This is a genomic window from Labilibaculum sp. K2S (genome assembly GCF_030372765.1).
In the GTDB taxonomy this organism is placed as follows: Bacteria; Bacteroidota; Bacteroidia; order Bacteroidales; family Marinifilaceae; genus Labilibaculum.
Map to the genome: position 1 here is coordinate 256,858 of NZ_JAUCMW010000004.1, position 26,257 is coordinate 283,114.

General features: G+C 35.7%; 27 protein-coding genes. 11 read left to right on the forward strand and 16 right to left on the reverse strand.

Features of this window, described 5'->3' with window-relative positions; all coding sequences use genetic code 11:
- Positions 1–163 precede the first annotated feature (163 nt).
- Positions 164–742, reverse strand: a complete 579-nt coding sequence (locus tag QUH73_RS08320) for a molybdenum cofactor guanylyltransferase (protein ID WP_289529973.1) — start codon at positions 740–742, stop codon at positions 164–166.
- 120 nt (positions 743–862) lie between these two features.
- On the opposite strand from QUH73_RS08320, the gene msrA reads away from it, so the two are divergent.
- Together msrA and QUH73_RS08330 are read left to right on the forward strand one after the other, a co-directional pair.
- Entirely contained in the window at positions 863–1,477 is a 615-nt protein-coding gene (gene msrA / locus QUH73_RS08325; RefSeq protein WP_289529974.1) for a peptide-methionine (S)-S-oxide reductase MsrA, read from the forward strand.
- A gap of 292 nt (positions 1,478–1,769) precedes the next feature.
- Positions 1,770–2,339: a hypothetical protein gene (locus QUH73_RS08330; RefSeq protein ID WP_289529975.1), complete on the forward strand. Its 570-nt coding sequence runs from the start codon at positions 1,770–1,772 to the stop codon at positions 2,337–2,339.
- Here the strand turns inward: QUH73_RS08330 and QUH73_RS08335 are convergent.
- The 4 genes from QUH73_RS08335 to QUH73_RS08350 all read right to left on the reverse strand — a co-directional run bounded on the left by QUH73_RS08335 (position 2,306) and on the right by QUH73_RS08350 (position 6,024).
- Positions 2,306–3,370, reverse strand: coding sequence for an AMP-binding protein (locus QUH73_RS08335; RefSeq protein ID WP_289529976.1), 1,065 nt, complete (start codon positions 3,368–3,370; stop codon positions 2,306–2,308). The two genes, QUH73_RS08330 and QUH73_RS08335, sit on opposite strands and share 34 nt — an antisense overlap.
- Positions 3,371–3,386: 16 nt before the next feature.
- Positions 3,387–4,427, reverse strand: coding sequence for an o-succinylbenzoate synthase (locus QUH73_RS08340; protein WP_289529977.1), 1,041 nt, complete (start codon positions 4,425–4,427; stop codon positions 3,387–3,389).
- A 65-nt stretch (positions 4,428–4,492) separates the two neighbouring features.
- Positions 4,493–5,395 (reverse strand): 1,4-dihydroxy-2-naphthoate polyprenyltransferase, encoded by a 903-nt coding sequence (locus QUH73_RS08345; protein WP_289529978.1) that lies wholly within the window; start codon positions 5,393–5,395, stop codon positions 4,493–4,495.
- Between the two features lie 260 nt (positions 5,396–5,655).
- A complete protein-coding gene (locus QUH73_RS08350; RefSeq protein ID WP_289529979.1) occupies positions 5,656–6,024 on the reverse strand; it encodes a hypothetical protein in 369 nt (122 codons plus the stop codon).
- Positions 6,025–6,214: 190 nt separating this feature from the next.
- On the opposite strand from QUH73_RS08350, the gene QUH73_RS08355 reads away from it, so the two are divergent.
- Both QUH73_RS08355 and QUH73_RS08360 read left to right on the forward strand, forming a co-directional pair.
- Positions 6,215–6,793 (forward strand): HD domain-containing protein, encoded by a 579-nt coding sequence (locus QUH73_RS08355; RefSeq protein WP_289529980.1) that lies wholly within the window; start codon positions 6,215–6,217, stop codon positions 6,791–6,793.
- A gap of 103 nt (positions 6,794–6,896) precedes the next feature.
- Positions 6,897–8,777 carry a sensor histidine kinase gene (locus QUH73_RS08360; RefSeq protein ID WP_289529981.1) on the forward strand — a complete coding sequence of 627 codons (1,881 nt, stop codon included), beginning with the start codon at positions 6,897–6,899 and terminating at the stop codon, positions 8,775–8,777.
- Between the two features lie 6 nt (positions 8,778–8,783).
- On the opposite strand, the gene QUH73_RS08365 is transcribed toward QUH73_RS08360, so the two are convergent.
- From QUH73_RS08365 to QUH73_RS08390, 6 genes are all read right to left on the reverse strand, one after another.
- Positions 8,784–9,275, reverse strand: a complete 492-nt coding sequence (locus QUH73_RS08365; RefSeq protein WP_289529982.1) for a GNAT family N-acetyltransferase — start codon at positions 9,273–9,275, stop codon at positions 8,784–8,786.
- 89 nt (positions 9,276–9,364) lie between these two features.
- Positions 9,365–10,189, reverse strand: a complete 825-nt coding sequence (menB, locus tag QUH73_RS08370; RefSeq protein ID WP_289529983.1) for a 1,4-dihydroxy-2-naphthoyl-CoA synthase — start codon at positions 10,187–10,189, stop codon at positions 9,365–9,367.
- Positions 10,186–11,883 carry a 2-succinyl-5-enolpyruvyl-6-hydroxy-3-cyclohexene-1-carboxylic-acid synthase gene (gene menD / locus QUH73_RS08375; RefSeq protein ID WP_289529984.1) on the reverse strand — a complete coding sequence of 566 codons (1,698 nt, stop codon included), beginning with the start codon at positions 11,881–11,883 and terminating at the stop codon, positions 10,186–10,188. Before menD ends, menB begins: the two co-directional genes overlap by 4 nt.
- Positions 11,884–11,982: 99 nt before the next feature.
- Positions 11,983–13,104 (reverse strand): isochorismate synthase, encoded by a 1,122-nt coding sequence (locus QUH73_RS08380; protein ID WP_289529985.1) that lies wholly within the window; start codon positions 13,102–13,104, stop codon positions 11,983–11,985.
- Entirely contained in the window at positions 13,091–13,522 is a 432-nt protein-coding gene (locus tag QUH73_RS08385) for a PaaI family thioesterase (RefSeq protein ID WP_289529986.1), read from the reverse strand. Before QUH73_RS08385 ends, QUH73_RS08380 begins: the two co-directional genes overlap by 14 nt.
- Before the next feature lie 153 nt (positions 13,523–13,675).
- A complete protein-coding gene (locus tag QUH73_RS08390; protein WP_101310831.1) occupies positions 13,676–13,867 on the reverse strand; it encodes a cold-shock protein in 192 nt (63 codons plus the stop codon).
- Positions 13,868–14,391: 524 nt separating this feature from the next.
- On the opposite strand from QUH73_RS08390, the gene asnA reads away from it, so the two are divergent.
- The 5 genes from asnA to QUH73_RS08415 all read left to right on the forward strand — a co-directional run bounded on the left by asnA (position 14,392) and on the right by QUH73_RS08415 (position 17,512).
- A complete protein-coding gene (gene asnA / locus QUH73_RS08395) occupies positions 14,392–15,429 on the forward strand; it encodes an aspartate--ammonia ligase (RefSeq protein ID WP_289529987.1) in 1,038 nt (345 codons plus the stop codon).
- A gap of 130 nt (positions 15,430–15,559) precedes the next feature.
- On the forward strand, positions 15,560–16,084 hold the full coding sequence (locus tag QUH73_RS08400; protein ID WP_289529988.1) for an SRPBCC family protein: 525 nt from the start codon (positions 15,560–15,562) through the stop codon (positions 16,082–16,084).
- A 4-nt stretch (positions 16,085–16,088) separates the two neighbouring features.
- Complete coding sequence (locus QUH73_RS08405; protein ID WP_289529989.1) at positions 16,089–16,646, forward strand: SRPBCC family protein; 558 nt, start codon at positions 16,089–16,091, stop codon at positions 16,644–16,646.
- Positions 16,647–16,659: 13 nt separating this feature from the next.
- Positions 16,660–16,875: a YgaP family membrane protein gene (locus tag QUH73_RS08410; protein ID WP_289529990.1), complete on the forward strand. Its 216-nt coding sequence runs from the start codon at positions 16,660–16,662 to the stop codon at positions 16,873–16,875.
- A gap of 265 nt (positions 16,876–17,140) precedes the next feature.
- The gene (locus QUH73_RS08415; protein WP_289529991.1) at positions 17,141–17,512 is read left to right on the forward strand and encodes a DUF3795 domain-containing protein; all 372 of its coding nucleotides are present in this window, start codon (positions 17,141–17,143) and stop codon (positions 17,510–17,512) included.
- Positions 17,513–17,575: 63 nt separating this feature from the next.
- Here QUH73_RS08415 and QUH73_RS08420 read toward each other — a convergent pair whose 3' ends face one another.
- Entirely contained in the window at positions 17,576–18,925 is a 1,350-nt protein-coding gene (locus QUH73_RS08420; RefSeq protein ID WP_289529992.1) for a sensor histidine kinase, read from the reverse strand.
- On the reverse strand, positions 18,915–20,285 hold the full coding sequence (locus tag QUH73_RS08425) for a sigma-54-dependent transcriptional regulator (RefSeq protein ID WP_289529993.1): 1,371 nt from the start codon (positions 20,283–20,285) through the stop codon (positions 18,915–18,917). The genes QUH73_RS08420 and QUH73_RS08425 overlap by 11 nt, the downstream gene beginning before the upstream one ends.
- A 178-nt stretch (positions 20,286–20,463) precedes the next feature.
- Here QUH73_RS08425 and QUH73_RS08430 point away from each other — a divergent pair, with 178 nt between their 5' ends.
- Together QUH73_RS08430 and QUH73_RS08435 are read left to right on the forward strand one after the other, a co-directional pair.
- Positions 20,464–21,174, forward strand: a complete 711-nt coding sequence (locus QUH73_RS08430; protein ID WP_289529994.1) for an ABC transporter ATP-binding protein — start codon at positions 20,464–20,466, stop codon at positions 21,172–21,174.
- 50 nt (positions 21,175–21,224) lie between these two features.
- A complete protein-coding gene (locus tag QUH73_RS08435) occupies positions 21,225–23,597 on the forward strand; it encodes an ABC transporter permease (protein ID WP_289529995.1) in 2,373 nt (790 codons plus the stop codon).
- Between the two features lie 375 nt (positions 23,598–23,972).
- Here the strand turns inward: QUH73_RS08435 and QUH73_RS08440 are convergent, their stop codons facing one another.
- The 3 genes from QUH73_RS08440 to QUH73_RS08450 all read right to left on the reverse strand — a co-directional run bounded on the left by QUH73_RS08440 (position 23,973) and on the right by QUH73_RS08450 (position 26,132).
- Positions 23,973–24,341, reverse strand: a complete 369-nt coding sequence (locus QUH73_RS08440) for a putative zinc-binding protein (RefSeq protein ID WP_156196175.1) — start codon at positions 24,339–24,341, stop codon at positions 23,973–23,975.
- 111 nt (positions 24,342–24,452) lie between these two features.
- Positions 24,453–24,956, reverse strand: coding sequence for a hypothetical protein (locus QUH73_RS08445; protein WP_289529996.1), 504 nt, complete (start codon positions 24,954–24,956; stop codon positions 24,453–24,455).
- Between the two features lie 18 nt (positions 24,957–24,974).
- Positions 24,975–26,132, reverse strand: coding sequence for an adenylate kinase (locus tag QUH73_RS08450; protein ID WP_156196176.1), 1,158 nt, complete (start codon positions 26,130–26,132; stop codon positions 24,975–24,977).
- Positions 26,133–26,257 lie beyond the last annotated feature (125 nt).

Here is a 26,257-nt window from a genome sequence, read left to right on the forward strand (position 1 = left end):
CTATAACTATTTAGATTTTTACTAAATTGTATTTGTTGCAATTTTTCTTCAATAGACTCTAAAATAGGTACTGAAAGTTCTTCCCCTACTGATTTCGAGAATATTCTCGCAACAAAAGAATCCTTTCATATTACCGATTTATTTCCTTAATGAAAATATTAAATTATAATGAATTTATATCCTTAGGTGAATTGGCATTTGACAACATTTTTGAATTATAATACGGTAATTCTTTTGAAATTTGGAAAGTTCCGGTTTGCAGCAAATCCAATAATTTCATCATTTTAAAATTACCTTGAAATAACTCTTTCTCTATTCTATTTTTACAAGAAGATGCATAAACGGCAATTAAAGGTTGTCTCCTCCCATCTTTATCAACAGGAAAAATTGCATCAAAATCAGCAATATTTTTTAATAAATCAGCAAATAGAAGAAAAGAAATATTTGGCACATCGCAAGAAATAACAAGATAATAATCAGCCTTTACTGCCTTCATGCAGGAATAGATTCCTCCTATTGGTCCACAGTCCTTAATTTCATCTTCAATAATTGGATATCCCAAGTAGTTATAGTATTCCATATTTGAACTAATCACCAGTTGGTCACATATTGGTTGCAAAGCTTCAATAGAATATTCAATCAAGCGCTTTCCCTTCCATTCAACCAAGCCTTTCTCACTTCCCATTCTGGAACTTTTCCCTCCTGATAATACTATTCCAACTATTTTTTTATTCTTAACCATACTCAAATATAATCAAGAAAATGCACCAAACAATTTCAGATTTTAAGGTCTTTTAACTTTGAACTTAGCAATTCAAAAGCTATCTTTAGACTGATTATAAATAAACAAATACCGGAAGAAATGAAAAAGTTATTAGTAGTAGTCTTTGTTCTGCTTTCCGGAACTATTTTCGGAAAAAACGCAATGACAAAAGAAAAGAAAGATTTGGAATTAGCAACATTTGGAGCAGGATGTTTTTGGTGTGTTGAAGCAATCTTCCAAGAGTTAAAAGGAGTTGATAAAGTTGTATCGGGCTACATGGGTGGCAAGAAAAAATCAACCTATAAAGAAGTTTGCTCGGGAGAAACGGGGCACGCAGAAGTTTGTCAGATTTCATATGATCCAACAGTAATTAGTTTTAAAGAACTTCTTGAAGTCTTTTGGCAAGTTCATGATCCAACCACATTGAACCAACAAGGTGCTGATGTTGGCACACAATACCGCTCAGTTATATTTTACAATAATAATGAGCAAAAAGAACTCGCAGAAACACTAAAAAAGAAATTAAATGAATCCGGCGCTTGGGACAATCCAATAATTACAGAGATATCAGTGGCTACAACTTTTTATCCTGCAGAAAATTATCATCAGGATTATTTTAATAATAACTCACAGCAACCCTACTGTACTTTCGTAATAAAACCAAAACAAGAAAAGTTTAAAAAAGCTTTTAAAGATAAATTGAAACAAAAATAATTATAATGCCACTTTAGAGTGGCATTTTTTTTGTTTACCAAATAAATACCCATCTTCCCTTAGTGTTTAGCATTTTTTACCAGGTACAAATCTGAGCTTAATCAAATCCTATTTTCAACTCAACAATAAATCAACTACTTATCATTTTTTATTGTATTTTTATATTGACTATTTAAAAACAAATTTAAAAATGATTAAACTTCTACTTTCTTCGCTCCTAATTTACCTTATATCAATTCCGGCATTCTCACAAGAAAGCTCAGTTTGGAAAGATTATCCAAACCTGGGAATTATGCTTTATAAAGTTATTTTAGATGATGTTCCTGAAGAACTAAACAACTACCAAAATCCTCAATTCGAACTATCTAAGCTTACAACTACAGAAAACAAGGTTCTAAATTCCATCAAAATTCGTTACAATGTGAAAACTGATGTGATGGAATGTAGAATTGGTTCTCAACACAGTATTATTAAATCTCCTGAAAAGTTAAAAGAAGTCAACATAAACGGAAAACGTTTTGAGTATAAAAAATATTTGGTGAAAAGAGATACCACGAGCGGATATCTTCAAAAGATATACGGTGGCGGTCAAAAAATATATGCTAAATATTACATTCCATTAACCAATGGTAAATTAGATTTTCAAAAACCCAAATCTTATTATTTAGTTCAGACTGAGACTGAATTACCAACAAAAATAAGCTCAGCAAATGCTTTACTTTCTCGTTTTTATAAAAATTTTATAAAGCAAGCGAATGAATTTGAAAAGAATAATCAATTAAATTTAAAAAGCCCACCAGACTTTGAAAAATTACTTACTTATCTCGATCATTTAAGCAAAGACATTGTTGCTTCACGTTGAAGCTTACCATTAGGTGTTCGTTTGAATTTTGGAATAAAAATGACATCACGGGCTTGTTCATATTTACCGAGCAAGCCTTTTATTTTTGCCAATAAATTAGATCTATAGCCTGCAGATTGATTCTCCTTTTCAATTACCAACACCAGCTTTTGTCCAAGTAGCTGATCCGCAACTCCGGCAATAAAAAATGGATCTGAAATAGCATCTTTTAACTTTTCTTCTATTTGCTCTGGAAACAATTTTACACCACCTGAATTTATAACATTATCGTATCGCCCAAGCCAAATAAAATGTTTCCCGTCTATCAGGTTTACAACATCGTTTGTGCAAATTGACCCGGAAAGAACTTCCGGTGCTTCAATTTGCAAACAAGATCTTTCATCCAAAGAGAAAGTAACATTACCCAATCCTTCGTAAAAATCCGATTTCTTATCTCCGTTAAGAGGCTTGATAGCCACATGAGAAACTGTTTCTGTCATACCATAACTTGAAAAACACCTGGTTGGCAGCTCTTGTAATTGTTCTTCTAACTGAGCATCAACAGCCCCACCTCCAATTAATAAATTAGAAACCAAAGTGAAATCAACTCCCTCTTTTATACAATTAATAACCTGAAGAGGCACCATAGCTGCAAAGTCAATTTTCAATTGCAAATTTCCGAGCGGATGTCCATTTGGGTTTACTAAAATCAAGTTCAACTGCCATAAAAAGGCACGTACAACCATCATTTTCCCTGCAATGAAATTAGTCGATAAACAAAGTAAGGCCGTTTGCCCTTTTTCAAATTTAAAATACTCACCGGTAAGTTGGGCCGAATTCAGCATCCTTTTCTTCGATAACTCCATTGCTTTGGGTTTACCTGTTGAACCCGAAGTTTTCGCTGAAATGCTTTCTTTTGCATCCAACCACTCCAAAATAAAGGAATAAACATCCCGCTCCCACTGAAAATCACTGATCAATAATTGACTATTACAATGTTTGACCAATTCTTCTTCGGAATACAGAATCCCATTTATCGTTAGTTCACGCATGCTTAAATTCTTACTTTTAAATTTCCCACTTTCCACGAATATCGTAGGCTAAAAAGCCTTTGTGCATAAAAAGAGGTGACACTATATTATTGCTGTAAATTTGCCCGGTTCCTAATCCTTGCGGCATTGGATTATTAAGCGTATAAGTCCACTGAGCAATGGCATTTAATCCAATATTAGACTCCAATGCTGAAGTTACCCACCAAGGTATTTTTCTTTCCTCAGCTAAATCAATCCATTCCTGACTTCCTTTTATGCCACCCAGCAGACTTGGCTTCAGAATAATGTATTGAGGCTTAATTGCATCTAAAAGTTCCTTCTTCAAACTCGGAGTATACACTCCAATCAGTTCCTCATCCAAAGCAATTGGCAGAGGGCTAGCTAAGCATAAATCTGCCATCTCCTTCCATTGTCCGGCTTTTATTGGCTGTTCGATAGAATGGATCTGAAATTCGGATAAGACCTTCAATTTATTCAACGCATCAGCAGGTGAAAATGCACCATTGGCATCAACACGCAACTCAATTTTATCGGATCCAAAATCTTTACGGATAGATTGTAAAAGATTAACTTCTTCATCGAAATCAATTGCGCCTATTTTTAACTTCAAACAATCAAAACCATCTTCCAGCTTTTGTTGAATTTGTTCTTTCATAAAACCAGAATCCCCCATCCAAACCAATCCATTAATAGGAATTTGAGCTTTGCCATTCGTAAAATTGGAGGAGAAAAGGACTTTACTCCCTTTGGCCTGAAAATCCAGAAATGCAGTCTCCAACCCAAAATAAATCGAAGGCCATTCTGTTAAACCATCCTCCAGATAGTACCAATAGTCATCAATACTCTCACAAATTTCTTTGATTTTATTTTCATAGCCGGGTTTATCATCGCTACTTAGTCCTGAAATAATGGAGCATTCGCCAATTCCCATAACATTTGGATTTTTATCATCCCAAATACGAATGAACCAGGAATTTTTTTGTGTTAAAACACCTCGCGAAGTTCCGCTGGCTTGTTTAAAATTCAGAGGGTAATATTGATAATCTGCTTTAAGCATATTTATATAGATATGAGATGTGAAATAAGTAGTCAGAATCTCAGTTTCAACTTATCAAATCGAAATTAAAGTACCAAGCCTAAACCAAAACTAAGACTGAATAGTAAAGTGGATATTGCAAGTCGTTTTAATTCCGGATCTAAATCCCCGGCATTTTCATTTTTAAATACGTACCAAACATTTCGCACAATAAACGGAAAACTCAACAAGAATAAAAACTGAAAAGCTGACTGCCAGTTAAAAATAGTATACAAGCAAGGTAAAATCATGGCAATGGAAAGAAGTATGAAATGATACCTCTTCGCATTAGCTGCCCCCATCTTCACAACAAGAGTCATTTTCCCAGTTCTTGCATCATTATCTATATCACGCATGTTGTTTAAATTCAGAACTCCTACACTAAGTAATCCTACCGAAACTGCCGGCAAAAACAGCCCCCAGGATATATTTCCGGTGTGAAGAAAATAAGTGCCCAAAACACCAACCAAACCAAAAAACAGAAAGACAAATAAATCCCCAAAACCACTGTAGCCGTAAGGATTTTTCCCTACTGTATAATTTATTGCCGCACCTATTGCTAAAAGACCAATCACCAGCATTATGGCTCCTTGTTTCAGATTGATTAACTGCATTCCTTCATACAAAAGCCACAATCCGGAACATAGCGAAAGTAAAACAAAAACGATAAGCATGCCTTTCATTTCCTTATGACTGATAAGGCCACTCTGCACAGCTCTTTCCGGCCCAACCCGTTCATTATTATCCGCTCCTGAAATAGAATCACCCAAATCATTCGCCAAATTTGATAATATCTGAAGAAACAATGTTGTAAGAGTTGCTAAAATAAATATTTTAAGACTAAACAAATGATGCGCTGCCGCTAAAAAACTTCCCAAAAAAATACTGGAGAGTGCCAAAGGCAATGTTCGTAATCGGAATGCATGAATCCATGCTTTTGTTTTATTCATAACAACTATCAAATTTGAAACCCAAAGTTAGCAAAATTAGGAGCAGATTGTTTGAAATTTTTATGATTTAAGCCAATAGAAATTCAATCCCCAACATTTCTAAGCTCTTATATTTTTTCTATCTTTTTGGCACTTAATGATCATCGAAAATGAATTCCCGTTGGCTCAGCTTAGTAAGCAGACTACTCAATAAAAAAAGAGCGATGTTAAACATCACTCTTACCTAATTCTGATAAAATAATTGATATAAAAGACTGTATTTAAGCCTCCAGTTCAGGAGTTATAGATTCCGCAAATTTCTTTGAAAGTGAAATGTATTTGTTCTTAAAATCATCATACTGCAAATATTCTTTAATCTGCTCCTGCCATCCACTGGCTTGATCTGATAATTCCATAATTCGGTGCTTATTGGAAATGTCTGATTTTGACAACTTCTCTTTTTCAACCACTTCAATATAATCGTTTACCCAAGTCTCATAAGTCAATAAAAAACTCTTCCGATCCTCTTCGGATGAAAAATGATTTAAGTTGATATCTGCCAATGCTTCCGTTTCAATTAATGCTGCAGCCCCCACTGTCAGTCCTAGTTTTTGAAAAAATCCTCTTCTTGTGCTGTTTTGATTACTCATATTATCCTAATTAAGACTTTAAGGTCTTAAATCTACTATTTATATTTAGTTTAAAAAAGAATAGCACATAAAATTTTAGCGCATATATATTCGATGTGTTTAATCTTGTTTTTTTGAAAACGAACAATTGCCAACTGACTATTTTTAACTAATTTGAGTGCAGAAATTTATAATTCATAACTCATATCATATGCCGCACATCCCAATTCGTGAGGAAGCTTTCGAACTTCTTAAAAAACACACCAAATCTGAAAGTCTTATCAGGCATGGATTAGCTGTAGAGGCAGTAATGAGACATTATGCACTAAAGAATAATGAAGACCCTGAAAAATGGGGCATTATAGGATTAGTACATGATTTAGATTGGGATCAATATCCTGAAGAACACTGTAAAAAAACCAGAGAAATATTAGAGTCTGAGAATTGGCCCGAAGAATACATAAGAGCGGTTGAGAGTCATGCATGGTTGACCTGCACAGAGGTTGAACCTCAAACAATACTGGAGAAAACACTTTATGCCGTTGATGAATTAACCGGCTTGGTAACCACTACCGCCTTAATCCGTCCTTCAAAATCGGTATTGGATGTAAAAGTAAAATCAGTACAGAAAAATTGGAAAAACAAACGATTTGCTGCCGGAGTAGACCGAACCGTTATAGCGCGGGGAGCTGAAATGCTCAACATCGAAATTCATGACTTAATTCAGGGATGTATTGAAGGCATGCAGAAGATTGCTGATGAGCTGGGTTTAAAAGGAAATATCAAATAACAAATCTATTTTTATCCATTGTAAATTACAAAACCAGCTAACAAAAGAAGAATTAGATCGTAGCAAGACAATAGAATGGTAGTATTAATTTAAACATGAAAACATGCGAAAATTATTAATATTCTGTATCATCTCTTTTTTTCTTACCATTTCATCTATTGGAAGCTCGCCAATCTTTGCTCAAAACACATCTAAAAATGAGACAAATGTTTTGGTTCTTCATAGCTACCATCAAGGATTGGCATGGACTGATAGTATAACCCGCGGAATACGCAGCGTTTTTAAAGACAGACCTGATATTAATCTGATTTTTGAATATTTGGACACAAAGCGTAATTATAATGAAGAATATTTAAAGGCTTTGCAAAATATATATAAACTTAAAGCAAAACAAATCCCCTATAAAGCGATAATTACAAGTGACAATGCCGCTTTTAATTTTGTTAGAAAATACGGCAATCAGTTTTATCCTGATGTTCCTGTAATATATTGTGGCGTAAATGATCTGGATACAAGTATTCTAAAGGATTACCCGAATTTTTTCGGATATGGAGAGAAGGCTGATCATTACGGAACCATCTCAGCGATAAAGCACATATTTCCGGAAAGAAAAAACATTTTCATTATTAATGACAATACAGAAACCGGACAAGCCATTCAAAAAGAATTAAAAGGAATTACCGATCAATTTAAAGACCTTAATTTTGAGTCGGTTTCTGAATTCACAATGGAAAGCTTACAGCAAAGGATCCAAAATTTAGATGACACCTACTTAATATACTTATTGGTACTTAATCGGGATAAGAACGGGAAATTTATATCCTACCAAAAAGGCATCACACAAATTAAAGAAGTTGCACATGTTCCGATATTTGGATCCTGGGATTTTTATCTCAACAAAGGCTTATTTGGCGGAAAAATAACAAGAGGCTATGAACAAGGTGAAAGAGCTGCAATGCTGGCCTTAAAATTAATACAGGAACCTTTTACCAATGACATCCCGCAATTCAACAATCTTCCAAGCTCATATGTTTTCGATTGTAATGAACTGCGTACATTCAATATTTCCAAAAATCAATTACCCAAAAACAGTATACTGCTAAATGAACCATCAGATTTTAGTTTAATTCTAAAGATTAGTATTATCAGTATCATTATATTAATTGTTGTTGTATTGGTATTAATCATCTGGCTGAAAATAAAACAAAACAGAGCCAAAGTCCTGCAATATTTAGTCCATGAAAAAACATCAGAATTAAACAAAACAAATGTAGAGCTCGAAAAGGTGATTCAAAATAAAAACAAGTTTTTTTCCATTCTGGCGCACGATTTACGTGGTTCCATCGGAGTGATTTTAAACTTATCTACATTTATAAATAAGCCCGAATTTGAAATTAGTGACGAAGAAAAAAACGAATTCAATAAGGACATATTTCACGTTGTAACCCGAACCAATGGATTACTTGAAGATTTATTTTATTGGGGAACAATTCAAGCTAAAGACGGGCCAAAATTAACCTTCACAGAATTTGACATTAATGAAGTTTTAACTGAAATGACCGAAATTTTTCAGGTAAATCTTAGCGAAGTTAGTTTTAACAAAAATTTTAGCGGAGAACTAAGGATAACCAGTGATTTGAATATCTGCAAGTTTTTATTCCGGAATATTATTCAGAATGCAATTAAGTACAGTTACAAAAAAGGAAGAGTTGAAATTCGATCTTACACTGAAAGCAGCCTGTTTTATATTGAGGTTAAAGATTATGGTTTGGGGATGACGAAAGAGATTATTGAGAGTATCTATCAAAAAAATCCTATTCGGGTAGAAGGCTTATCAGGACAAAAAACAACGGGTATGGGCTTACCCACCGTTCTTGATTATTTAGATATTTTGAAAGGACAACTCTTAATTGAAAGTGAAACAGGCAAAGGTTCAACTTTCACTCTTGTTTTGAAAAATCAGGAAGAATCAGAGCAAGCCTAACGGATTTTAAACTCTCCTTCCATAGTATAAATGATCGCAGGTTTCACCATCGATATCGGCAACGTGAGGCATTACCCCCCAACGTTCGAAACCAAATTTCTCAAGTAGTTTAAGGCTTGCCAAGTTTGCTGCGAATAAAATAGCAAAGAGGCTCTTAAACTGATATTTGGGAGCTTCATTAATCGCAAACTGCATTAATTGGGAGCCAATTCCTTTTTGCAGATGCTCCTCGTGAATGTAGTAACTTACCTCGGCTACAGATTGCAAAGCTCTTCGTCCGGCTCTATATGCTCTGTAGCAAATCCAACCGATTACCCTATCATTTTCAACTGCCACAAATACTGGATATTGGTCGGGTTGATGCCCTTCGAACCATTTGGTGCGCTGCTCCAGAGTAATTTCATCCAAATCGGCAGTGCAATATCGCTTGCGCACAGCCTGGTTGTAAATATCGTTTATGGCTGGCAGATCGGATTGGGTGGCTAGGCGGATTTTCATTGTGTTTCTTTTTAATTTTGAGTGTTCAAGATAATAAAAATGGCCATCAGAATTAACCAATGGCCATTTTAAAATCTTCAATTTATTATTTAACCTGGAAATTTAGGAAATTTCTGAAAATCAGGATCACGTTTTTCTAGGAATGCATTTTTTCCTTCCTGTGCTTCTTCCATCAGATAATACATCATGGTTGCATCACCGGCAAATTCCATTAGCCCACGTTGTCCGTCCAACTCAGCATTTAAACCGCGTTTGATCATACGCAATGCCATCGGGCTGCGCATCAGCATGGTTTTACACCAGTCAACAGTCTCGTCTTCCAATTGCTCCAAGGGAACCACTTTGTTTACCATTCCCATTTCTTCGGCCTCTTTGGCAGTGTACTGCTTGCAAAGGAACCAAATTTCGCGGGCTTTTTTCTGGCCTACGTGACGAGCCAAATAAGAAGAACCAAATCCGGCATCGAAACTACCTACTTTTGGTCCGGTTTGTCCGAATTTCGCATTCTCCGAAGCGATGGTTAAATCACAAACCACGTGCAATACGTGTCCGCCACCAATTGCATATCCATTTACCATGGCAATCACAGGCTTGGGCATCGAACGAATTGCCTTGTGCAGGTCCAATACATTTAAACGAGGTACACCATGATCATCGATATAACCGCCTACTCCTTTTACATTTTGGTCGCCACCCGAACAAAAGGCTTTGTCGCCGGTTCCGGTAAACACAATTACACCAATATCGCTGCGTTCGCGGCATATATCCATCGCATCCAACATATCAAAATTGGTTTGCGGACGAAATGCATTATAGACCTCTGGTCGGTTGATTGTTATCTTTGCAATCCCTTCGAAAAAATCGAATTTAATGTCTTCGTATTCTTTAATGGTAGTCCAGGCTCTGATTGTCATACCTTTGATTTTATAGTTTTAAAATAATTTATTAATACTTGATCGTTCACCGTTCTGGGTGTTTTTATTTCCAGTATTGCCGCACGTTCGTTGGAAGCATAAAAATCTGGAAGCATTTTATTCACGTCCTCTTGATTTTCGGCATAAAAATAATCCAAACCGAATGTTTCAGCCAATTTACCGGCTTTGTAATTCTGCACCGTTTCAAAATATTCTTCCAATTCATCTACTCCCGAAGGTCCCGAAATAAAGCGGAAGATTCCTCCTCCTCCATTGTTTATCAGGATAATTTTAAAATTCGGCTGCAAATATTTATTCCACAATGCATTTGAGTCGTAAAAAAAACTAATATCACCTGTTATCAGCGTGGTTGTTTTCCCATTCACCAGTGCAGCACCTACTGCCGTGGATGTACATCCATCAATCCCACTGGTTCCGCGATTCGAATTGTAAGTAAGTGTCCCGGATGTTTTAAATAGTTGAGCATAGCGTACCACTGAACTATTCGCCAGCTGCAGATTTCCACCTTCGGGAATTGCATGTAATATCTGTTCAAAAGCCTTTAAATCGCTCCAGTCAATACTCTTCAGATAGTCTGAATGAATTTCCGAAACCTCAGCATCCCTGTATTTCCAACAGTCCGAAAAGGAACTGTCTGATGGCTGTACAAATGGCAGCAACTGCTTAAAGAAAGCCAATGGCGATACATCGATATGAGAAGTCAAATTTTTAAATGTATCGATAAAATGATCTTCTTTCCCTACAAACCAATGTTCTTTAGGCTTGTTGTTTCTTAAAAAGGATTTAATCATTTTCGAAACCAAAGGCCCGCCAAAATTAATCAGCAGGTCAGGCTTGAAATGATCTAACTCCTCATCCTTAATCGAGCAAATTACCCGATCGATACAAGGCAAAAACTCTTTATTGTAAAGATTCGATACCGATTCTGTAAGAATCACAACATTCTTATTTTGAGCCAATTCAGCAAGCAATTCATTTAATTCTGCCTGTGGATGCAACAAACCAGCCAGAATTAGGATTTTCTGATTGGAATTCACAATACCCGCAATGGAAGAAATTGCATCAACACTTAACTCATCAACCGAATTGATTTTCCCAATCACCCGCTCTATAGAATTGGGATAATTTTTCACACCGTAAAGTGGTTCACGCAAAGGGAAATTAATATGAACAGGCCCTAAACGTCCACTTTGAGCTTTCGATAGTGCCTCGTTCACCATTCGGTTTAAATACCAGCAATCATCGGCATTATTTGCATCCAACGGCAACTGATAGCTCGCCTTAACAAATTGTCCGAAAACATTTATTTGTGGCAAAGCCTGAGAATCATCTTGTCCGACCCACTCAACCGGCCGGTCTGCCGAAATAACCACCAAAGGCAGTCTCTGATAAAAAGCTTCGGCAACAGCAGGTCCATAGTTCAGTAAAGCTGTACCCGATGTACAAACCAAACCAACCGGTTTTCTGGTTTGTTGGGCAATACCCAATGCAAAATATCCTGCGCTTCTTTCATCAACAATCACCAAACTTTTAATTCGGTCATCTTTAGCAAAGGAAATACTTAATGGTGCGTTACGGGAACCAGGTGAAACAATCACGTATTCCATTCCTTTCGCCCAGCAGATATCAATCAATTCTTTAACCCCTTTAATATCCGAGTAATTGCGCTCCATATCATCTATTTTTCTTGTTCTATACGAGAATACACAAAAGCAAAAATTGCATTTTAAATGTATGTTTGCTCAAATTTATAATAATTTATTGGGCTTGCCTTACGAACGAATCACATTCAGCAAGGTTTGAGCTTTTAAACAGGTTTCCTCCCATTCTTTTTCAGGAATTGAATCAGCAGTAATTCCTCCGCCAACAAAAAGAGCCATTTGATTGTCAAGCACTTTCATACTTCGCAGATTTACAAAAAGTGAAATTGATCCGTTCGATTCTATTGGCCCCAAATAACCGGCATAATACTCTCTGTCATGTTCCTCAATTTCCCGAATTAGTTCCAGAGCCTTATTTTTTGGCAATCCGCAAACGGCCGGAGTTGGATGAAGATCTTGTACCAAATTTGACAACTGATGGAAATTCATACCCAATGACAGCAGATAAGTTGTTTTTAGATGAACAACATTTCCTGCCTGAGATGTTACCGGACCTGTTCGTTTGTATTTGGTTAGATTGTGATTCTTAAAAACGTTTTCAATATACGAACTTACCAAAGCCTGTTCGTGCACCTCTTTTTGCGCCCATTTAATCTGATCGGTAATTCTACCTGCAAGCTTTTGAGTTCCTGCCAAAGCAACAGTTTCAACAGCATTATTTTTTGAAGACAATAAGGTTTCGGGACTAGCTCCAATCCACGTTCCCACTTTGGGTACCGACACCAAAAATACAAATGCAGAATCGTAAGTTTCTGATAATTTCAAAAAGGATTCAACGGCACAATCCATTCCCATTCCCTCTAAAATTTGAATTCGGGATAAAATAACCTTCTCCAACTTGAACTGTTTCAAGTCATTAATCATTTTAGAAATCTGATTAAAATACAAAGCATGTGAACTTTCCAAACTCATATCAGCCAACAATTTTTCGTCCTTTTCGGGATAATACGATTCCAACAATTGAATAGAATCTGAATCAATTTCTGAAGCCTGCAAATGAATATCACTTCGTACGAACCATGATTTATGCTTGTTTTCTCCATCGAATGGAGAAAACACAAAACCATTTTCTCCTTCCAAATCCGATAGAAGTTGATAATCTTTCAAATCCTGATCGGTTTGAACTCCTATTTGAATCATCCCTGATTTGGGCAACTGGTAAGCGAAAAAGGGGAAGTTATTCTGCAAACAGCAGCTTAAGAAAGAAGACAGCTCATTTCTATTTTCCACCATTCTGTTTCTTTAAAATAATATTGGTTATCCGACACACAGAAATCAACTTTTCCTGTTCATTTAGAATATTCACTTCAACTATGTGAGTCATACTTCCTTTATGGATAAAATGTGCTTTTGCGGTAACTGTTCCTGTTCTAATACTTCGAATGTGATTCGCATTAATCTCCATCCCTTTCACTTCATATTTTTTTATATCAGTTTTTATTACTGATAAAGCACTCCCAACCGACTCGGCCAAAGCAAGTGTTGCTCCGCCATGAAGAATTTTCATAGGTTGCCAATGATTTGGTGTTACCGGCATTTCTGCAACCAAATAGTTTTCTCCTACTTCGGTGTAAGTAATACCCAAGTGCTCCATCAAAGTATCTGAGCACATCTTATTCAATACGTCAAGTGTATCTATTTCGTTGATCATTTTACAAAAATAATATAATCTGCTATTCAAAAAAAATAAAGAAAATCTTTCCTTGATTCATATTCCTGATTAACTAAATCAAGAAGAAAATAGTGTACAAAAAAAGCTCAACATTACATTGAGCTTTACTAAGGAAAAATATTTTATTCTGATTTAGTCAATTTTTACATTAACTGCATTCATCCCTTTTTTTCCCTCTACAACGTCAAAAGTCACTTTATCATCCTGATCAATTTTGTCAATTAATCCTGTTACATGAACAAAGATGTCTTCTCCTGTTTCGCTGTTTTTAATGAATCCAAATCCCTTAGATTCGTTAAAAAATTTTACTGTACCTGTAGGCATTACTTAAAAAATTTTAGATTATTATAAAGTAAATGTACGTAATTTGAATTAATCTCAAAATTATTCTTTTAAAATTTTAAAATAAATTTGCATTAGTATATACAACTACATAACAAGACATAACCTACGCTAATCAAACAAAATCTATTTCTTTAAAAACGACAGTCATTTTTTGTTCCTTAAAAAAAAACACCTACTTTAGCCACTGCTAATAATAAAAAAATGAGCCAAAAATTTAATATCAATAATCTTTTCAATAATTTGATGAATAATTATTCATTGAAACCGGGAAGCTTATAGAATTAATCAAGATATTCAATAGTTAAGCCTTCCCTAATCGGGAAGGCTTTTTTTATATAAAATAATGGATAAACAATTTAAAAATAATAACAACAATAATAATTCTCGTCCAGAGTGAGAAAGGATATTGTTATACATATTTCAGCCTTTCTCATCAACGAGAAAGGCTTTTTTTTGAATCAATTTAACCAGAGGAAAAACCTCACTATCAAAATTTTTAACAAATGGAAAACTTATTTATCCCAAAAGATTACCACAGTACATTGGATCTTGAAACAACCGAAAAAGCAATTAAATTTATTAAAGATCAATTTCAATTGCATTTATCAGCAGAATTAAAGCTGCGCAGAGTAACTGCTCCAATGATTGTTATGAAAGGAACAGGACTTAATGATGATTTAAATGGTATTGAACGCCCTGTTGCATTTCCAATTAAAGGATTGGAAGATCAAACCGCAGAAGTTGTTCATTCTCTTGCGAAGTGGAAACGCTTTATGCTGGGAAAACTTGATATTCCTGTAGGTAAAGGCATCTACACGGATATGAATGCTCTTCGTCCTGATGAAGTTTTTACCAACATTCACTCTATTTATGTGGATCAATGGGATTGGGAAAAATCAATAGCAAAAGCCGAACGAAATCTTACTTTCTTAAAGAAAACCGTAAAGCAAATTTATGCTTCGCTTAAAAGAACTGAATATATTCTAAGCGAGTACTATTCACCTCTTAAGCCATTTTTACCCGAAGAAATAACATTTATTCATTCTGAAGATTTATTAAAGCAATACCCAAATCTTAGTCCGAAAGAAAGAGAAGGAAAAGTTACCAAAGAATTTGGCGCAGTATTTATTATTGGCATTGGAGGTGAACTTGCAAACGGAGAACCGCATGATGGAAGAGCTCCCGACTACGATGATTGGACAACACCAAGCACAAACGGATATCATGGTTTAAATGGTGATATCTTGCTTTGGAATCCTGTACTTGAACAATCGTTCGAGATTTCTTCAATGGGAATACGAGTTGATGAAGAAGCTCTAAAGCTGCAATTAAAAATTAGTGGTGAGGAAAAAAGAAAAGATCTCATGTTTCACAAAAAACTACTGGCAGGAAAACTTCCATATTCAATTGGCGGTGGAATCGGACAATCACGCTTGTGTATGTTTCTGTTAAGAAAAGCTCATATCGGGGAAGTACAATCAAGTATTTGGCCGGATGAATTAAGGGATGCCAGTAAAAAAGCAGGAATTATATTCCTGTAAATCAATGTTATAATTCACAAAAGAGTCCTTTGTTTTGGACTCTTTTTTCATCTCTCCCAATGAAAATTTATTATCTTTAGTAAATGTATTACCACACAAAACAAACAATTGCTAACTAAACATTTACATTATGAAAATCTTGCTTTATATTCTACTTGGAATTGGACTGCTTGTGGCTATCCTTCATTTTATAGCTCCTAAAACCTATCGTGTTGAACGAAAAATTATTGTTTCAACAAATATCGACACGGTTTTCAAAAGTCTTTGCTCTCTTAAAGACCAGCAAGTATGGTCACCATGGGGCTCTAAAGACCCCGAAATGATTGTTGAATACAATGGTACTGACGGTGAGCTTGGTTCATCAACTCATTGGATAGGAAATAAAGAAATTGGAGAAGGCGAACAGGAAATTACAAAAATAGAACCGACCTCTTATATTGAAACAGAACTTCGCTTTCTGAAACCATTTGAATCAACCAGCATTGGTTTTTTTACAATCAGGCAAGTAGACGAAGGAACTGAAGTTACCTGGGGATTTAAAGGTAATAATACATTTCCAACAACCTTGATGATGGTATTTATGGATATTGATAAAGCCATTGGACCGGATTTCGAAAAGGGATTGGCTGATTTCAAATTATTCATTGAAAAGTAGATTCATGAAAATGATTAAAAAGACGGGCATTATACTGCTTATTGTATTCCTTGCCTTTGTTGCTCTAGGTCTTTTTCTAAACAAACAAGAATATACACTTGAAACAGAAATAAATCGCCCGGTAGAAGAGGTTTTTCAATTATTCAATGATCACAACCGACTTTCGGAGTGGTTGACTGAAGTGAAAAGTTTTGAATCAATTGCCGAAACTGAAGATAAAGTTGGCAGTAAATACAAAGTGATGGTTGACAATGATGGTAAAATTGCAGAATTAATTGAAACCTTAACCGGCTACAAAGAAAACGAAATGCTTGAAATGGATTTTACAGCAGGATGGATGCACAAATACAATCATTTTACGTTCGAAAAGTCGAATAACGGCACCAAAATAATTGCTAAGTATTCTATCGAAGGAACCAATCCATTTGCCAAATCGCTGTTCTTATTTTTCACCAAAATTTTTCAGGAAATTGATTCAACCAATTTGTCTCGGTTTAAAACTTTTGCTGAGAAACAACCTATACTTATTGCACCAACAAACGAAATTGAAATTGTTAACTAAAAACTCAAATATCATGAAAAAAAATATGGGAAAAACAGATCGGATACTAAGAATCATTATCACACTTATTTTAGCGACTCTGTATTTTACAGATGTGATTACCGGAACAATAGGAATAGTTGTATTGGTATTTGCTGGAATAATGTTTCTGACTAGTCTTATTGGCAATTGTCCTCCTTACGGACTTTTCGGCATTAATACCTGCAAAATTGAAGAGCAAAAAAAATAAAATCACCTGCAAAAAAGAGACATCCCTGAAGAAAATTCTTCGGGGATTTTTAATGTTTTTTTTATCAACTTAAATGCTGTCCTAAAAACGAGAACCCAAATATTATTTTCTCAATAAAATGAGAACAAATCATCACCTAATTTATAACCAATAAGCTCAAAAACATCTTGAAAAGCATTTAAATCCTTCTTATATTTAAAGATATAATTCTGCAATTGAAGATAGAGTTAAGATAACAGTAAAGTAAAAGAACCTCAGCGCTAAAATGAGAAGAGATCAGGAGAAAGACAAGATAGCCTACTGCGGAGTTAACTGCTCAACTTGCCCTGCTTATGTGGCAACACAAAAAGATCAGGACAATGTGCGAATTAAAATTGCAAAGCTTTGGTCTGACCAGGAAAACCAATACGATGCCTGTGAAATAACCTGCAAAGGATGCCATGAACCCTGGGGAAAAAAATTTCGCCATTGTGCAGAATGCCAGGTAAGGGCTTGTGCCCGAAAGAAATTCTACTCAACCTGTGCAGAATGTTCCGAATATCCTTGCAGTAAGTTAAATGATCTGCTTCAAACTCTTGACGAAAAAATATCCAGAATAGACCTGGATGAACTGAGACGTAATAATAAAGCGGGTTAATTCCCGCTTTTTCTCTATAATTAAATTTAAGTTGCTTCCATTCAAATACTCTAAATCAACAACTTAAAACTGAAGGGAAAACTCTGTTAACCGATCTGGTTTTGAACGGGCAGATATTGTTCCCCCGTGTAACCTCATAATTTGTCTGGAAAGATTTAAGCCTATCCCCGATCCTTTCTCCTTTGTCGTAAAAAAAGGAGTGAAAATAGTATCAATCACATCATCGGGAATTCCCATGCCGTTATCCCTAACAATAATAAAATTAACCGGATTTCCCTGTCCTGTTGAAATAGAAATCGACTTGGATTCGGTGTTCTTGAGCGCTTCTATCGAATTCCGAATCAAATTAATCAGGACTTGAGAAATTAGCTTTTCATCGGCAATTAACTCTTGCTCCGAATCATGCAAATGGTAGGTAAACTCAATATTTTCTGATTTAAACTCTTCCTTGAACAAAGCATCGATATGTGAAAACAATTTGTCAACTGAAAGCAATTCAAAATGCGGTTTCGGAAGCTGTGTTAAATTCTTGTATTCATCAACAAAAGCGATTAAACCTTTGCTCCTTTTGCGAATGGTTTTTAATCCCATTAATGTATTGGAAATTGCTCCTTCGCTCAATAATTCCTTACAGGCCTGATCTCCATTCTTCTCATACAAATCGATTAGGCTCCCCGACAACATGGAAATAGGACTCACCGAATTCATAATTTCATGAGTGAAAACACGAATTAATTTATGCATTGCATCCATTTCGCCTTGGTCAATTGCATTTTTTATATCCTGAAAGGCAATCAATTTGATGCAGTCATCCTCCAAACGAAAATCGACTGCCTTAACTGCCAACTTTAAAATTCGGTTTTTCACCAAATATTTCCTGAGCTTTTGAGTACCCGTCTTCACCCGAAATAAAAAATCCGGAAACTCACCGTCAATACAAACCAAATCTGAAATATTCTGAAATTCTTCCACCAGAAAGAGTTCCTTAAAAGCTTTGTTGCACAACCGAACATTCCCCTTATGATCAAACGCCAACAATCCAATACCGACCAACTCCACCGTATTTTGGAAAAATATAAAATCCTTTTCCTTTTCAATTTTCACTTTGCCAAATGCGTTGATAATACTATTAAAGCTTTGATGCAGATTTTGAAAAGCTTTGTCGTTTTTATGCTGGTTAAATACCAAAGTTGAATCCTGATATTGAAAAGCTGTAAAAAACCGGGACAAATCACGATTCGTTTTATTGATATACCAGATTAGATATACAATTTGTAAAACCCATAAAGCCAAAAGACTATACGTAGTTACCACCATATATTCTTTTGAGAGTACAAACCAGAACACAACAGGTGTAAGCGATAACAAAATGATTTGAACAACTATCCAAACATAGAATCTTTTATAAATCATACTTTTTAATTTTATCGTATAATGTAGACCGGTTTATCCCTAACTCCTTCGCCGCAAGACTCAGATTCCCACCCGTGTGCTTTACTGCTTTCTCAATTAAAAACTTCTCGTTATCAGACAAATTGAGACTGTCCAGTATTTTTTTCGACAATTGTAATTCCTCTCCAAGTAACACATCAACAGCAGCTATTTTTTTTGTATCGGATAAGATAACTGATTTTTCGATGATGTGTTGAAATTCCCGAATATTTCCCGGCCATGAATATTGCGAAAGTTTCTTTAGTGCAGATTTTTCAAAAACACATTCTCCTTTCTGATACTGATCGGCATATTTCTGCAGAAAAAACACAGCCAATTCAGGAATATCCTCAATCCGTTCGCGTAAAGGTGGCAATTCTATCGTAATAGTATTCAGGCGATACAACAAATCTTCCCTGAAAGTTCCGTTAGACACCATCTCAAACAAATTACAATTGGTAGCAGCCAGTATGCGTACATCTACCTCAACAGGAGAGTTTCCGCCCACAGGAACAACCTGTTTATTTTGAATGGCGGTCAATAATTTTGTTTGCAGATGCAAGGGAACATTTCCGATTTCATCCAGAAAAAGTGTTCCGCCCGATGCCAACTCAAATCGCCCCATACGATCCTCTTTTGCATCAGTAAATGCGCCTTTTTTAGAACCAAATAGTTCGCTTTCAAATAAGTTATCGCTTAAAGAACCCAAATCGACACTTACAAATACCTGATCTTTTCGGTGCGATGACAAATGAAGCTCACGGGCAATTACCTCTTTCCCTGTGCCATTCTCACCCACTATTAAAACATTCGCCTCGGTTCCGGCCACTTTCTCAACGGTTCGAAACACCTCATTCATGGCATTGGAACTCCCTTTTACAAATTGAGTGTTTCTATTGATCTGATGATTGATCTGCTTCTGCTTTTCCTTCAATCCTTTTATCTCAAGCTTTGAATTCCGCAATTTTAAAGCCGACAGCAAGGTTGACAGAATCTTATTTTCGTCCCATGATTTTTGAATAAAATCAACTGCCCCCTCTTTCATTGCCTTAACCGCCAATTCTACATCACCGTAAGCTGTAATCAGCACCACACAAGCATTTGCATCAAATTCCAATATTCGCTTTAACCAATACAAACCTTCGTTTCCTGAATTTATTCCAGCTTTAAAATTCATATCCAGCAAGTAAACATCATACTCGTCCACATCAAGCTGTGATAGCAACTGATTGGGATTTTTAATGGTATCTATTTTCGCAAAATGTGAATTGAGAAATAATTGCAAAGCAAATAATAGCTCCTCGTTATCATCTATAATTAAAAGCTTTCCTTTTCCAGCCATTCTTTTATCCATTTAAATTCTTTGGTTAAAATAATCATATTGTTGTAAATATCGACATCGCGTGTTGGATTTTCCGACACTATATTTCTCATCACAAACACAAATGCCTGTATTTCTGCATCATTAAAAAATGGCACAATACTTGGCTGCCAATATTTAAATCACATAATCTAAAAAAATGATACATACCAAAAACTTAAGCAAAGTATTCAGAACCGAAGAAGTTGAAACATCCGCCTTGCAACATGTAAACCTACACATAGAAACCGGTGAATTTGCTGCCATTATGGGGCCATCTGGTTGTGGAAAATCAACACTCCTAAATATTATTGGTTTGTTGGATAATCCCAGCACTGGAAGCTATACTTTTAATCAAGTAGAAATTTCTGACAAAAGTGAAAAACAAAGAACAAAATTCAGAAAAGGAAACATCGGTTTTGTTTTCCAGAGTTTTAACCTGATTGATGAACTAAATGTATTTGAAAATGTAGAATTGCCTTTGCTCTACATGAAAGTTCCGATGGCTGAGAGAAAAGAAAAAGTAGTGCAGGTATTGAAACGCATGAATATCGATCATCGTGCAAAACATTTTCCTCAACAACTTTCGGGCGGACAACAGCAAAGAGTTGCGATAGCAAGAGCCGTAGTTTCGAATCCGAAACTAATTTTAGCCGATGAACCAACCGGTAATTTAGATTCGACCAACGGCACAGAGGTTATGCAATTGCTCGAAGAATTGCACAAAGAAGGAACTACTATTGTGATGGTTACCCACTCGCAAAGCGATGCGGAATATGCCGACCGGGTGATCAATCTATTCGATGGGAAAATTGTTTCGGAAAGCAAAAAAGACCCGCAATCACATATCCTCGAATCAGCAGTTTTATAAAATATATCTAACAAACTTATTACTTTTAATCTCCCAATAAAACCGACTATATGCTTTGGTACAAACTTAAACTCTCTTTTCGAAGTCTGGCAAAAGACAAACTCAATTCCATCATCAATATTTTTGGTCTTGCTGTAGGAATGGCTGCGGTAATTCTTATTTCTATTTACGTTCAGCACGAACTCAGTTACGATAAATTCAACACAAAACAGGAGCGGATTTACAAACTAATTTCCCTACTTAATGAAACTGGTGAAGAATTAACACCATATGAAATCTGCCTGCGTTTAACCAATGAAAACTTCGCCTCTCAAATACCCGAGATAGAAGAAATCACTCAACTATATAACGGATATACACAAAATGCAAAAGTCGGGGATAAAAATTTCACGCAAATCAGATGTATTTATGTTGATACAAATTTCCATAAAGTTTTCAGTTTAAAACCAATTTCCGGACAATCAACCAATTTATTTTCAAAACCTAATGGGTTTGTTATTAATGCAACAACAGCATTAAAACTGTTTGGAACCACCAATGCAGAAGGTAAAGAATTCGAAATGTTTGGTGGTAATTTATGCACTGTTAGTGCGGTTGTCGAAGATCTTCCCCTCACCTCTAGTTACGATTTTGACATGCTATTACCATTTTCTGGTTTCCCTAGAAAGGCAGGGTACCAAAGTTTGGAATACTTCACGTATATTTTAGTAAAACAAGGAATTGATCGAAATTCAACAATCAAGAAAATTGAGGATAAATACACCAAAATGCTTGATGATAGACTTGGTGAATATGGTATGAAAACAGGATCTTACCTCCAAAAACTAAGCGATATCCACCTGAGATCAAACTATCAGCAAATCTTAAAACCTGGTGGAAATATCAATACCATTTACATACATATTCTTCTGGCTTTTTTAATATTGATTATTGCCATGATTAATTTCATCAATATTATTACCGTTCAATACGATGGAAAATTAAACCAAATTGGTATCAAAAAAGCGATTGGTGCAGAGCGTATCGACTTGATTAAAGATTTTTTAGGCCGAACCACACTAATGTCTGTTATTGCACTTCTATTTGGTGTGATTCTAGCAGAAATTCTAATGCCATTCTTCGGCAGTTTAATGAACAGAGAATTAGCTATTGATTATTTATCAAATCCCCTTCTATTTATAGGGCTTCCTGTAATGGCTTTATTTGTTGGGCTTATCTCAGGCTTGTATCCGGCCATCACAATTACCCGATACACTCCGGCTTCCATCATTAAAGGAAAGCTTCCAGGCAATCACGGCACCAATTTGCTGTCCCGGATTCTGGTAATCTTTCAGTTCTCGGCTTCTATCATTTTAATCTCGGCTGTTATCATCTCTCAGCAACAGATTGACTATATGAAAAATGCTGATTTGGGTTTCGATACAGAACAAGTAATTGCGATAAACAATCTGAGCCAAATACAAACACAAGCTTACTCCTCAATCAAACAAGAACTTTTAAAAATACCTCAAATCTCTTTTGTTAGTGCAAGTCTTCATCTTCCTGGCGGTGGTGGTAGCGGTCAAATATTTCGGCTTTACGGAACCGATATTAAAAACACAAAAGATTATAATGAATATCGCGTAAGGCCGGGTTATTTTAAAACTTTAGGGATACAATTTGTAGAAGGAAACACATTTACCGAAAGTCAGGTTGAAAACTGCAAAGGAATTATTCTGAATGAAGCTGCTGTTAAATATCTTAATGTTGATGACCCTTTGGGGAGGATCGTGTGGTTTCATGAGGATAAATATGAAATTCAAGGCATTGTTAAAGATTTTCATTACGCCTCGCTGCAGGAAAAAATAGCACCTCTAATGTTCACCTGCTTCAGTGACAATCGGAACATACAGTTTGTTTTGCTCAAAGTTAAAACCAATAACATGACTGATTTGCTAGGTAAAATAAAAGATACATTCAAAAAAGTTGATCCGGAAAGAGTTAATTACCATATGTTTATTGATGATGTCTGCCGCGATCGATATCAAACTGAAGAAAGATCGCAAATACTAACAGGCTACTCATCGGCGCTTTCTATCATTCTGGCTCTATTGGGATTGTATTCCCTTACTTTATTCATGGTACAAAAACGCACCAAGGAAATAGGAATCCGGAAAGTAACAGGTGCCAGTATCAGCCAGATATCATTGTTGCTGTTTTCTAATTTTTTAAAATGGATTGCAATAGCCTTTATGATATCGATCCCCGTTTCATATTATATAATGCAACACTGGCTGGAACAATTTGCTTATCACATTACTATTGGCCCGCTCCCGTTTGTATTTGCCGGTTTGCTAACTGCAATTTTTGCACTCTTGGTTGTTGGCGGACAAACCTGGAAGGCTGCCAATCAAAATCCTGTTGATTCCTTACGAAGTGAATAGCAAGCCTATTTAGAGATCATTCAATAAGGGAGCACATCCTATTCGGCTTGTGCTCCTTTTTTCTTTGGGATAACACATTTATCTGTTTCCTGAGCATTTACAGGCTTTTCCGACGGCGGAAAACCTTAGACTTATGGCGGAACACTTCAGACTTATGCCGGAAAACCTTAAACTTATGGCGGAACGCTTCAGACTTGTGCCGGAAAACCTTAAACTTGTGGCGGAACGCTTCAGACTTGTGCCGGAAAACCTTAGACTTGCGACGGAACACTTCAGACTTGTAACGACTAAATTTAGACTTTCGATAACAAAAACAAGGGGGAGATACATGACTGACCTCCCCTAAAACAGCGCACCTTTAAGTAAATTTAGTACTTACAGAAGAGTACATGCCACTTCAAAAACAGCATCAACATTGTGTGTGTCAGCAGGAGTTTCTCCCTTGGTGTATCCTAATTCTGTTAAACGCAAATGCGTAAAGTCTGTGATTCCGTTTTTACACATCACCAATTTGCCACAATCTTTTGAGCAACCATCAATAACAAGAATTTTAGCTCCCCGAACGGAATCTATCATCTCAGTAATCCCAGCTCCCACAAAGGCAAGGCATTTCATTTGGGCTTTCCCCTTCTTTTGAAGCTTCCTCGCAACCAAATCAGTTAGTTCACCCACATCGGCTGCGCCAGAGCATGCAAAAACCACTTTCGTACTTTTCTCTTCGCATCCACCAGATCTATTTTCCATGATGTTTATTTTAAATGAAATTATTTACTCACAAAACCATAATTTTAAATCTAATTCAAGCTAGACAGAGATTCGTTCGAAAACAGAATCAAATTGTCTTACTCTTCTTTTCTAATCGATAATCTGAACATCAATACGCTTTACTTTATCAAGCAATACTAAGGGAAAACCGCTTAAATAGAACTCATAAGTAAAATAACCTCCTTTACCGGTATTGTAATCCCGGTTAAATCTAACTCCGGTCTCTCTCGAAAATTCATAAATCAGGAAATCATTTTCATCATAAAGTCTAATAAAGTATCCATCTTTATTATAATCATGATTGGATTTGACAAGTGCTTCATTTTTAATATCACTCCGATCAGAAGCAACTAGTTTACTGTCACTAATAAATTGAAAATAATATCTTTCATAAACAGCATATTCGTAATCTTCATGATCTTTCTTAGACTCCGTTCTATTTTGCTTTAAAATTATTTGATTCGTAACATTTAAAGGCTGCGATGCTGATGTAATTTTAAAATTAGTTGACACAGCGCCTAATTTCTCTGAAATAGTTTGAGATTTAGCTCCAAACACAATAAAAAAGAGCAAAAGGGTACTAATTTTCTTCATTCCACATAGTTTAATTATTTAAATACTATTCTTTATTTTTTCACATATCCGATCAAAGACCTCATCGAACTCACCTACTCCATCTATTTTCAAAACACCATGCAACTGGTTGTATTTTTCAATTACGGGTACGGTTTTAATTTCATGTTCCTGCAAGCGTTTCACAATTTTAGAGGTGTTGTTATCGTATGGCATGCAGCGATCGGTTTTACTTCTTTTATCCAGCCGGCTGATTAGTTCCAATGTTGGTACCTCAATTTCGATAATCTGAGAAATGGCAGAACCATGTTTTTTCAATAAACCATCTAAAATGTACGATTGAACCAATGTTCGTGGAAATCCCTTAAAAATGAATCCATTCACTCCGCTCGAGTTTGCGATTTTCTTTTCAATTAATTGCACCACAATCTCGTCGGGCACCAATTCCCCGTTTTCATACAAATCAATAATTCGTTTTCCTATTTCGGTACCTTTCTGGATTTCCTGCTCGAGCATTTGACCGGTAGCAAGGTATTCCAAATCATATTTTTTGGCCAAAGCAATTCCCTGCGAACCTCTTCCTGAACCAGGATAACCAAATAACACCAAATTGAACAGACTCTTACTCAATTCTTCCTTAATAATTTTTTGTATACTCAGGTTTACCTCCTCAATTGATTGATCTCCTTTCAATCCAAAATAAACGCCTTTGTCTTTGTAAAACTGTAATACAGGAAGTGTTTTATCGCTATATTCTTTTAGTCTGTTTCGAATCACCACTTCATTATCATCGGCCCTGCCCGATGTCTTTCCTCTGTTTAATAATCTTGAAACAGAAACCTCTTCATCTACTTCCAAACTAATCAGGCAATTTAAAGCGGTATTCAGCTTTATCATTAATCCTTCCAAAATATAAGCCTGAATATAGGTTCTGGGGAAGCCATCAAATAAGAATCCATTGGAATCAGGATTTTCAGTTATGGTTTTCTCAATAATCTGAACGATGATTTCATCAGAAACTAAGCCTCCCGAAGCAATAATGCTTTGTGCTTCGAGACCTAATTTACTCTTATCTGCAATCTCCTTCCGCAACAAATCACCTGTTGAGATGTAAAAAAGATTGTATTTATTAATCAAAAACTCAGATTGAGTGCCTTTTCCAGCACCCGGAGGACCAAACAATGCAATATTCAGCATATAAAAATTTGTTAGAAGTGTAATTTACAAACGAATGTACCGTTCCAGATTTTATTCTACAATGTAGTACATAAACCAATTAAGATCAAGATTTATTATCATATGCGATGAATTTTTCACCCTGA

Coding starts and splice junctions, on each gene's coding strand:
- QUH73_RS08320 (WP_289529973.1), bottom strand. CDS start 742: ATGGTTAAGAATAAAAAAATAGTTGGAATAGTATTATCAGGAGGGAAA.
- msrA (WP_289529974.1), top strand. CDS start 863: ATGAAAAAGTTATTAGTAGTAGTCTTTGTTCTGCTTTCCGGAACTATT.
- QUH73_RS08330 (WP_289529975.1), top strand. CDS start 1,770: ATGCTTTATAAAGTTATTTTAGATGATGTTCCTGAAGAACTAAACAAC.
- QUH73_RS08335 (WP_289529976.1), bottom strand. CDS start 3,370: ATGCGTGAACTAACGATAAATGGGATTCTGTATTCCGAAGAAGAATTG.
- QUH73_RS08340 (WP_289529977.1), bottom strand. CDS start 4,427: ATGCTTAAAGCAGATTATCAATATTACCCTCTGAATTTTAAACAAGCC.
- QUH73_RS08345 (WP_289529978.1), bottom strand. CDS start 5,395: ATGAATAAAACAAAAGCATGGATTCATGCATTCCGATTACGAACATTG.
- QUH73_RS08350 (WP_289529979.1), bottom strand. CDS start 6,024: ATGAGTAATCAAAACAGCACAAGAAGAGGATTTTTTCAAAAACTAGGA.
- QUH73_RS08355 (WP_289529980.1), top strand. CDS start 6,215: ATGCCGCACATCCCAATTCGTGAGGAAGCTTTCGAACTTCTTAAAAAA.
- QUH73_RS08360 (WP_289529981.1), top strand. CDS start 6,897: ATGCGAAAATTATTAATATTCTGTATCATCTCTTTTTTTCTTACCATT.
- QUH73_RS08365 (WP_289529982.1), bottom strand. CDS start 9,275: ATGAAAATCCGCCTAGCCACCCAATCCGATCTGCCAGCCATAAACGAT.
- menB (WP_289529983.1), bottom strand. CDS start 10,189: ATGACAATCAGAGCCTGGACTACCATTAAAGAATACGAAGACATTAAA.
- menD (WP_289529984.1), bottom strand. CDS start 11,883: ATGGAGCGCAATTACTCGGATATTAAAGGGGTTAAAGAATTGATTGAT.
- QUH73_RS08380 (WP_289529985.1), bottom strand. CDS start 13,104: ATGGTGGAAAATAGAAATGAGCTGTCTTCTTTCTTAAGCTGCTGTTTG.
- QUH73_RS08385 (WP_289529986.1), bottom strand. CDS start 13,522: ATGATCAACGAAATAGATACACTTGACGTATTGAATAAGATGTGCTCA.
- QUH73_RS08390 (WP_101310831.1), bottom strand. CDS start 13,867: ATGCCTACAGGTACAGTAAAATTTTTTAACGAATCTAAGGGATTTGGA.
- asnA (WP_289529987.1), top strand. CDS start 14,392: ATGGAAAACTTATTTATCCCAAAAGATTACCACAGTACATTGGATCTT.
- QUH73_RS08400 (WP_289529988.1), top strand. CDS start 15,560: ATGAAAATCTTGCTTTATATTCTACTTGGAATTGGACTGCTTGTGGCT.
- QUH73_RS08405 (WP_289529989.1), top strand. CDS start 16,089: ATGAAAATGATTAAAAAGACGGGCATTATACTGCTTATTGTATTCCTT.
- QUH73_RS08410 (WP_289529990.1), top strand. CDS start 16,660: ATGAAAAAAAATATGGGAAAAACAGATCGGATACTAAGAATCATTATC.
- QUH73_RS08415 (WP_289529991.1), top strand. CDS start 17,141: ATGAGAAGAGATCAGGAGAAAGACAAGATAGCCTACTGCGGAGTTAAC.
- QUH73_RS08420 (WP_289529992.1), bottom strand. CDS start 18,925: ATGATTTATAAAAGATTCTATGTTTGGATAGTTGTTCAAATCATTTTG.
- QUH73_RS08425 (WP_289529993.1), bottom strand. CDS start 20,285: ATGGCTGGAAAAGGAAAGCTTTTAATTATAGATGATAACGAGGAGCTA.
- QUH73_RS08430 (WP_289529994.1), top strand. CDS start 20,464: ATGATACATACCAAAAACTTAAGCAAAGTATTCAGAACCGAAGAAGTT.
- QUH73_RS08435 (WP_289529995.1), top strand. CDS start 21,225: ATGCTTTGGTACAAACTTAAACTCTCTTTTCGAAGTCTGGCAAAAGAC.
- QUH73_RS08440 (WP_156196175.1), bottom strand. CDS start 24,341: ATGGAAAATAGATCTGGTGGATGCGAAGAGAAAAGTACGAAAGTGGTT.
- QUH73_RS08445 (WP_289529996.1), bottom strand. CDS start 24,956: ATGAAGAAAATTAGTACCCTTTTGCTCTTTTTTATTGTGTTTGGAGCT.
- QUH73_RS08450 (WP_156196176.1), bottom strand. CDS start 26,132: ATGCTGAATATTGCATTGTTTGGTCCTCCGGGTGCTGGAAAAGGCACT.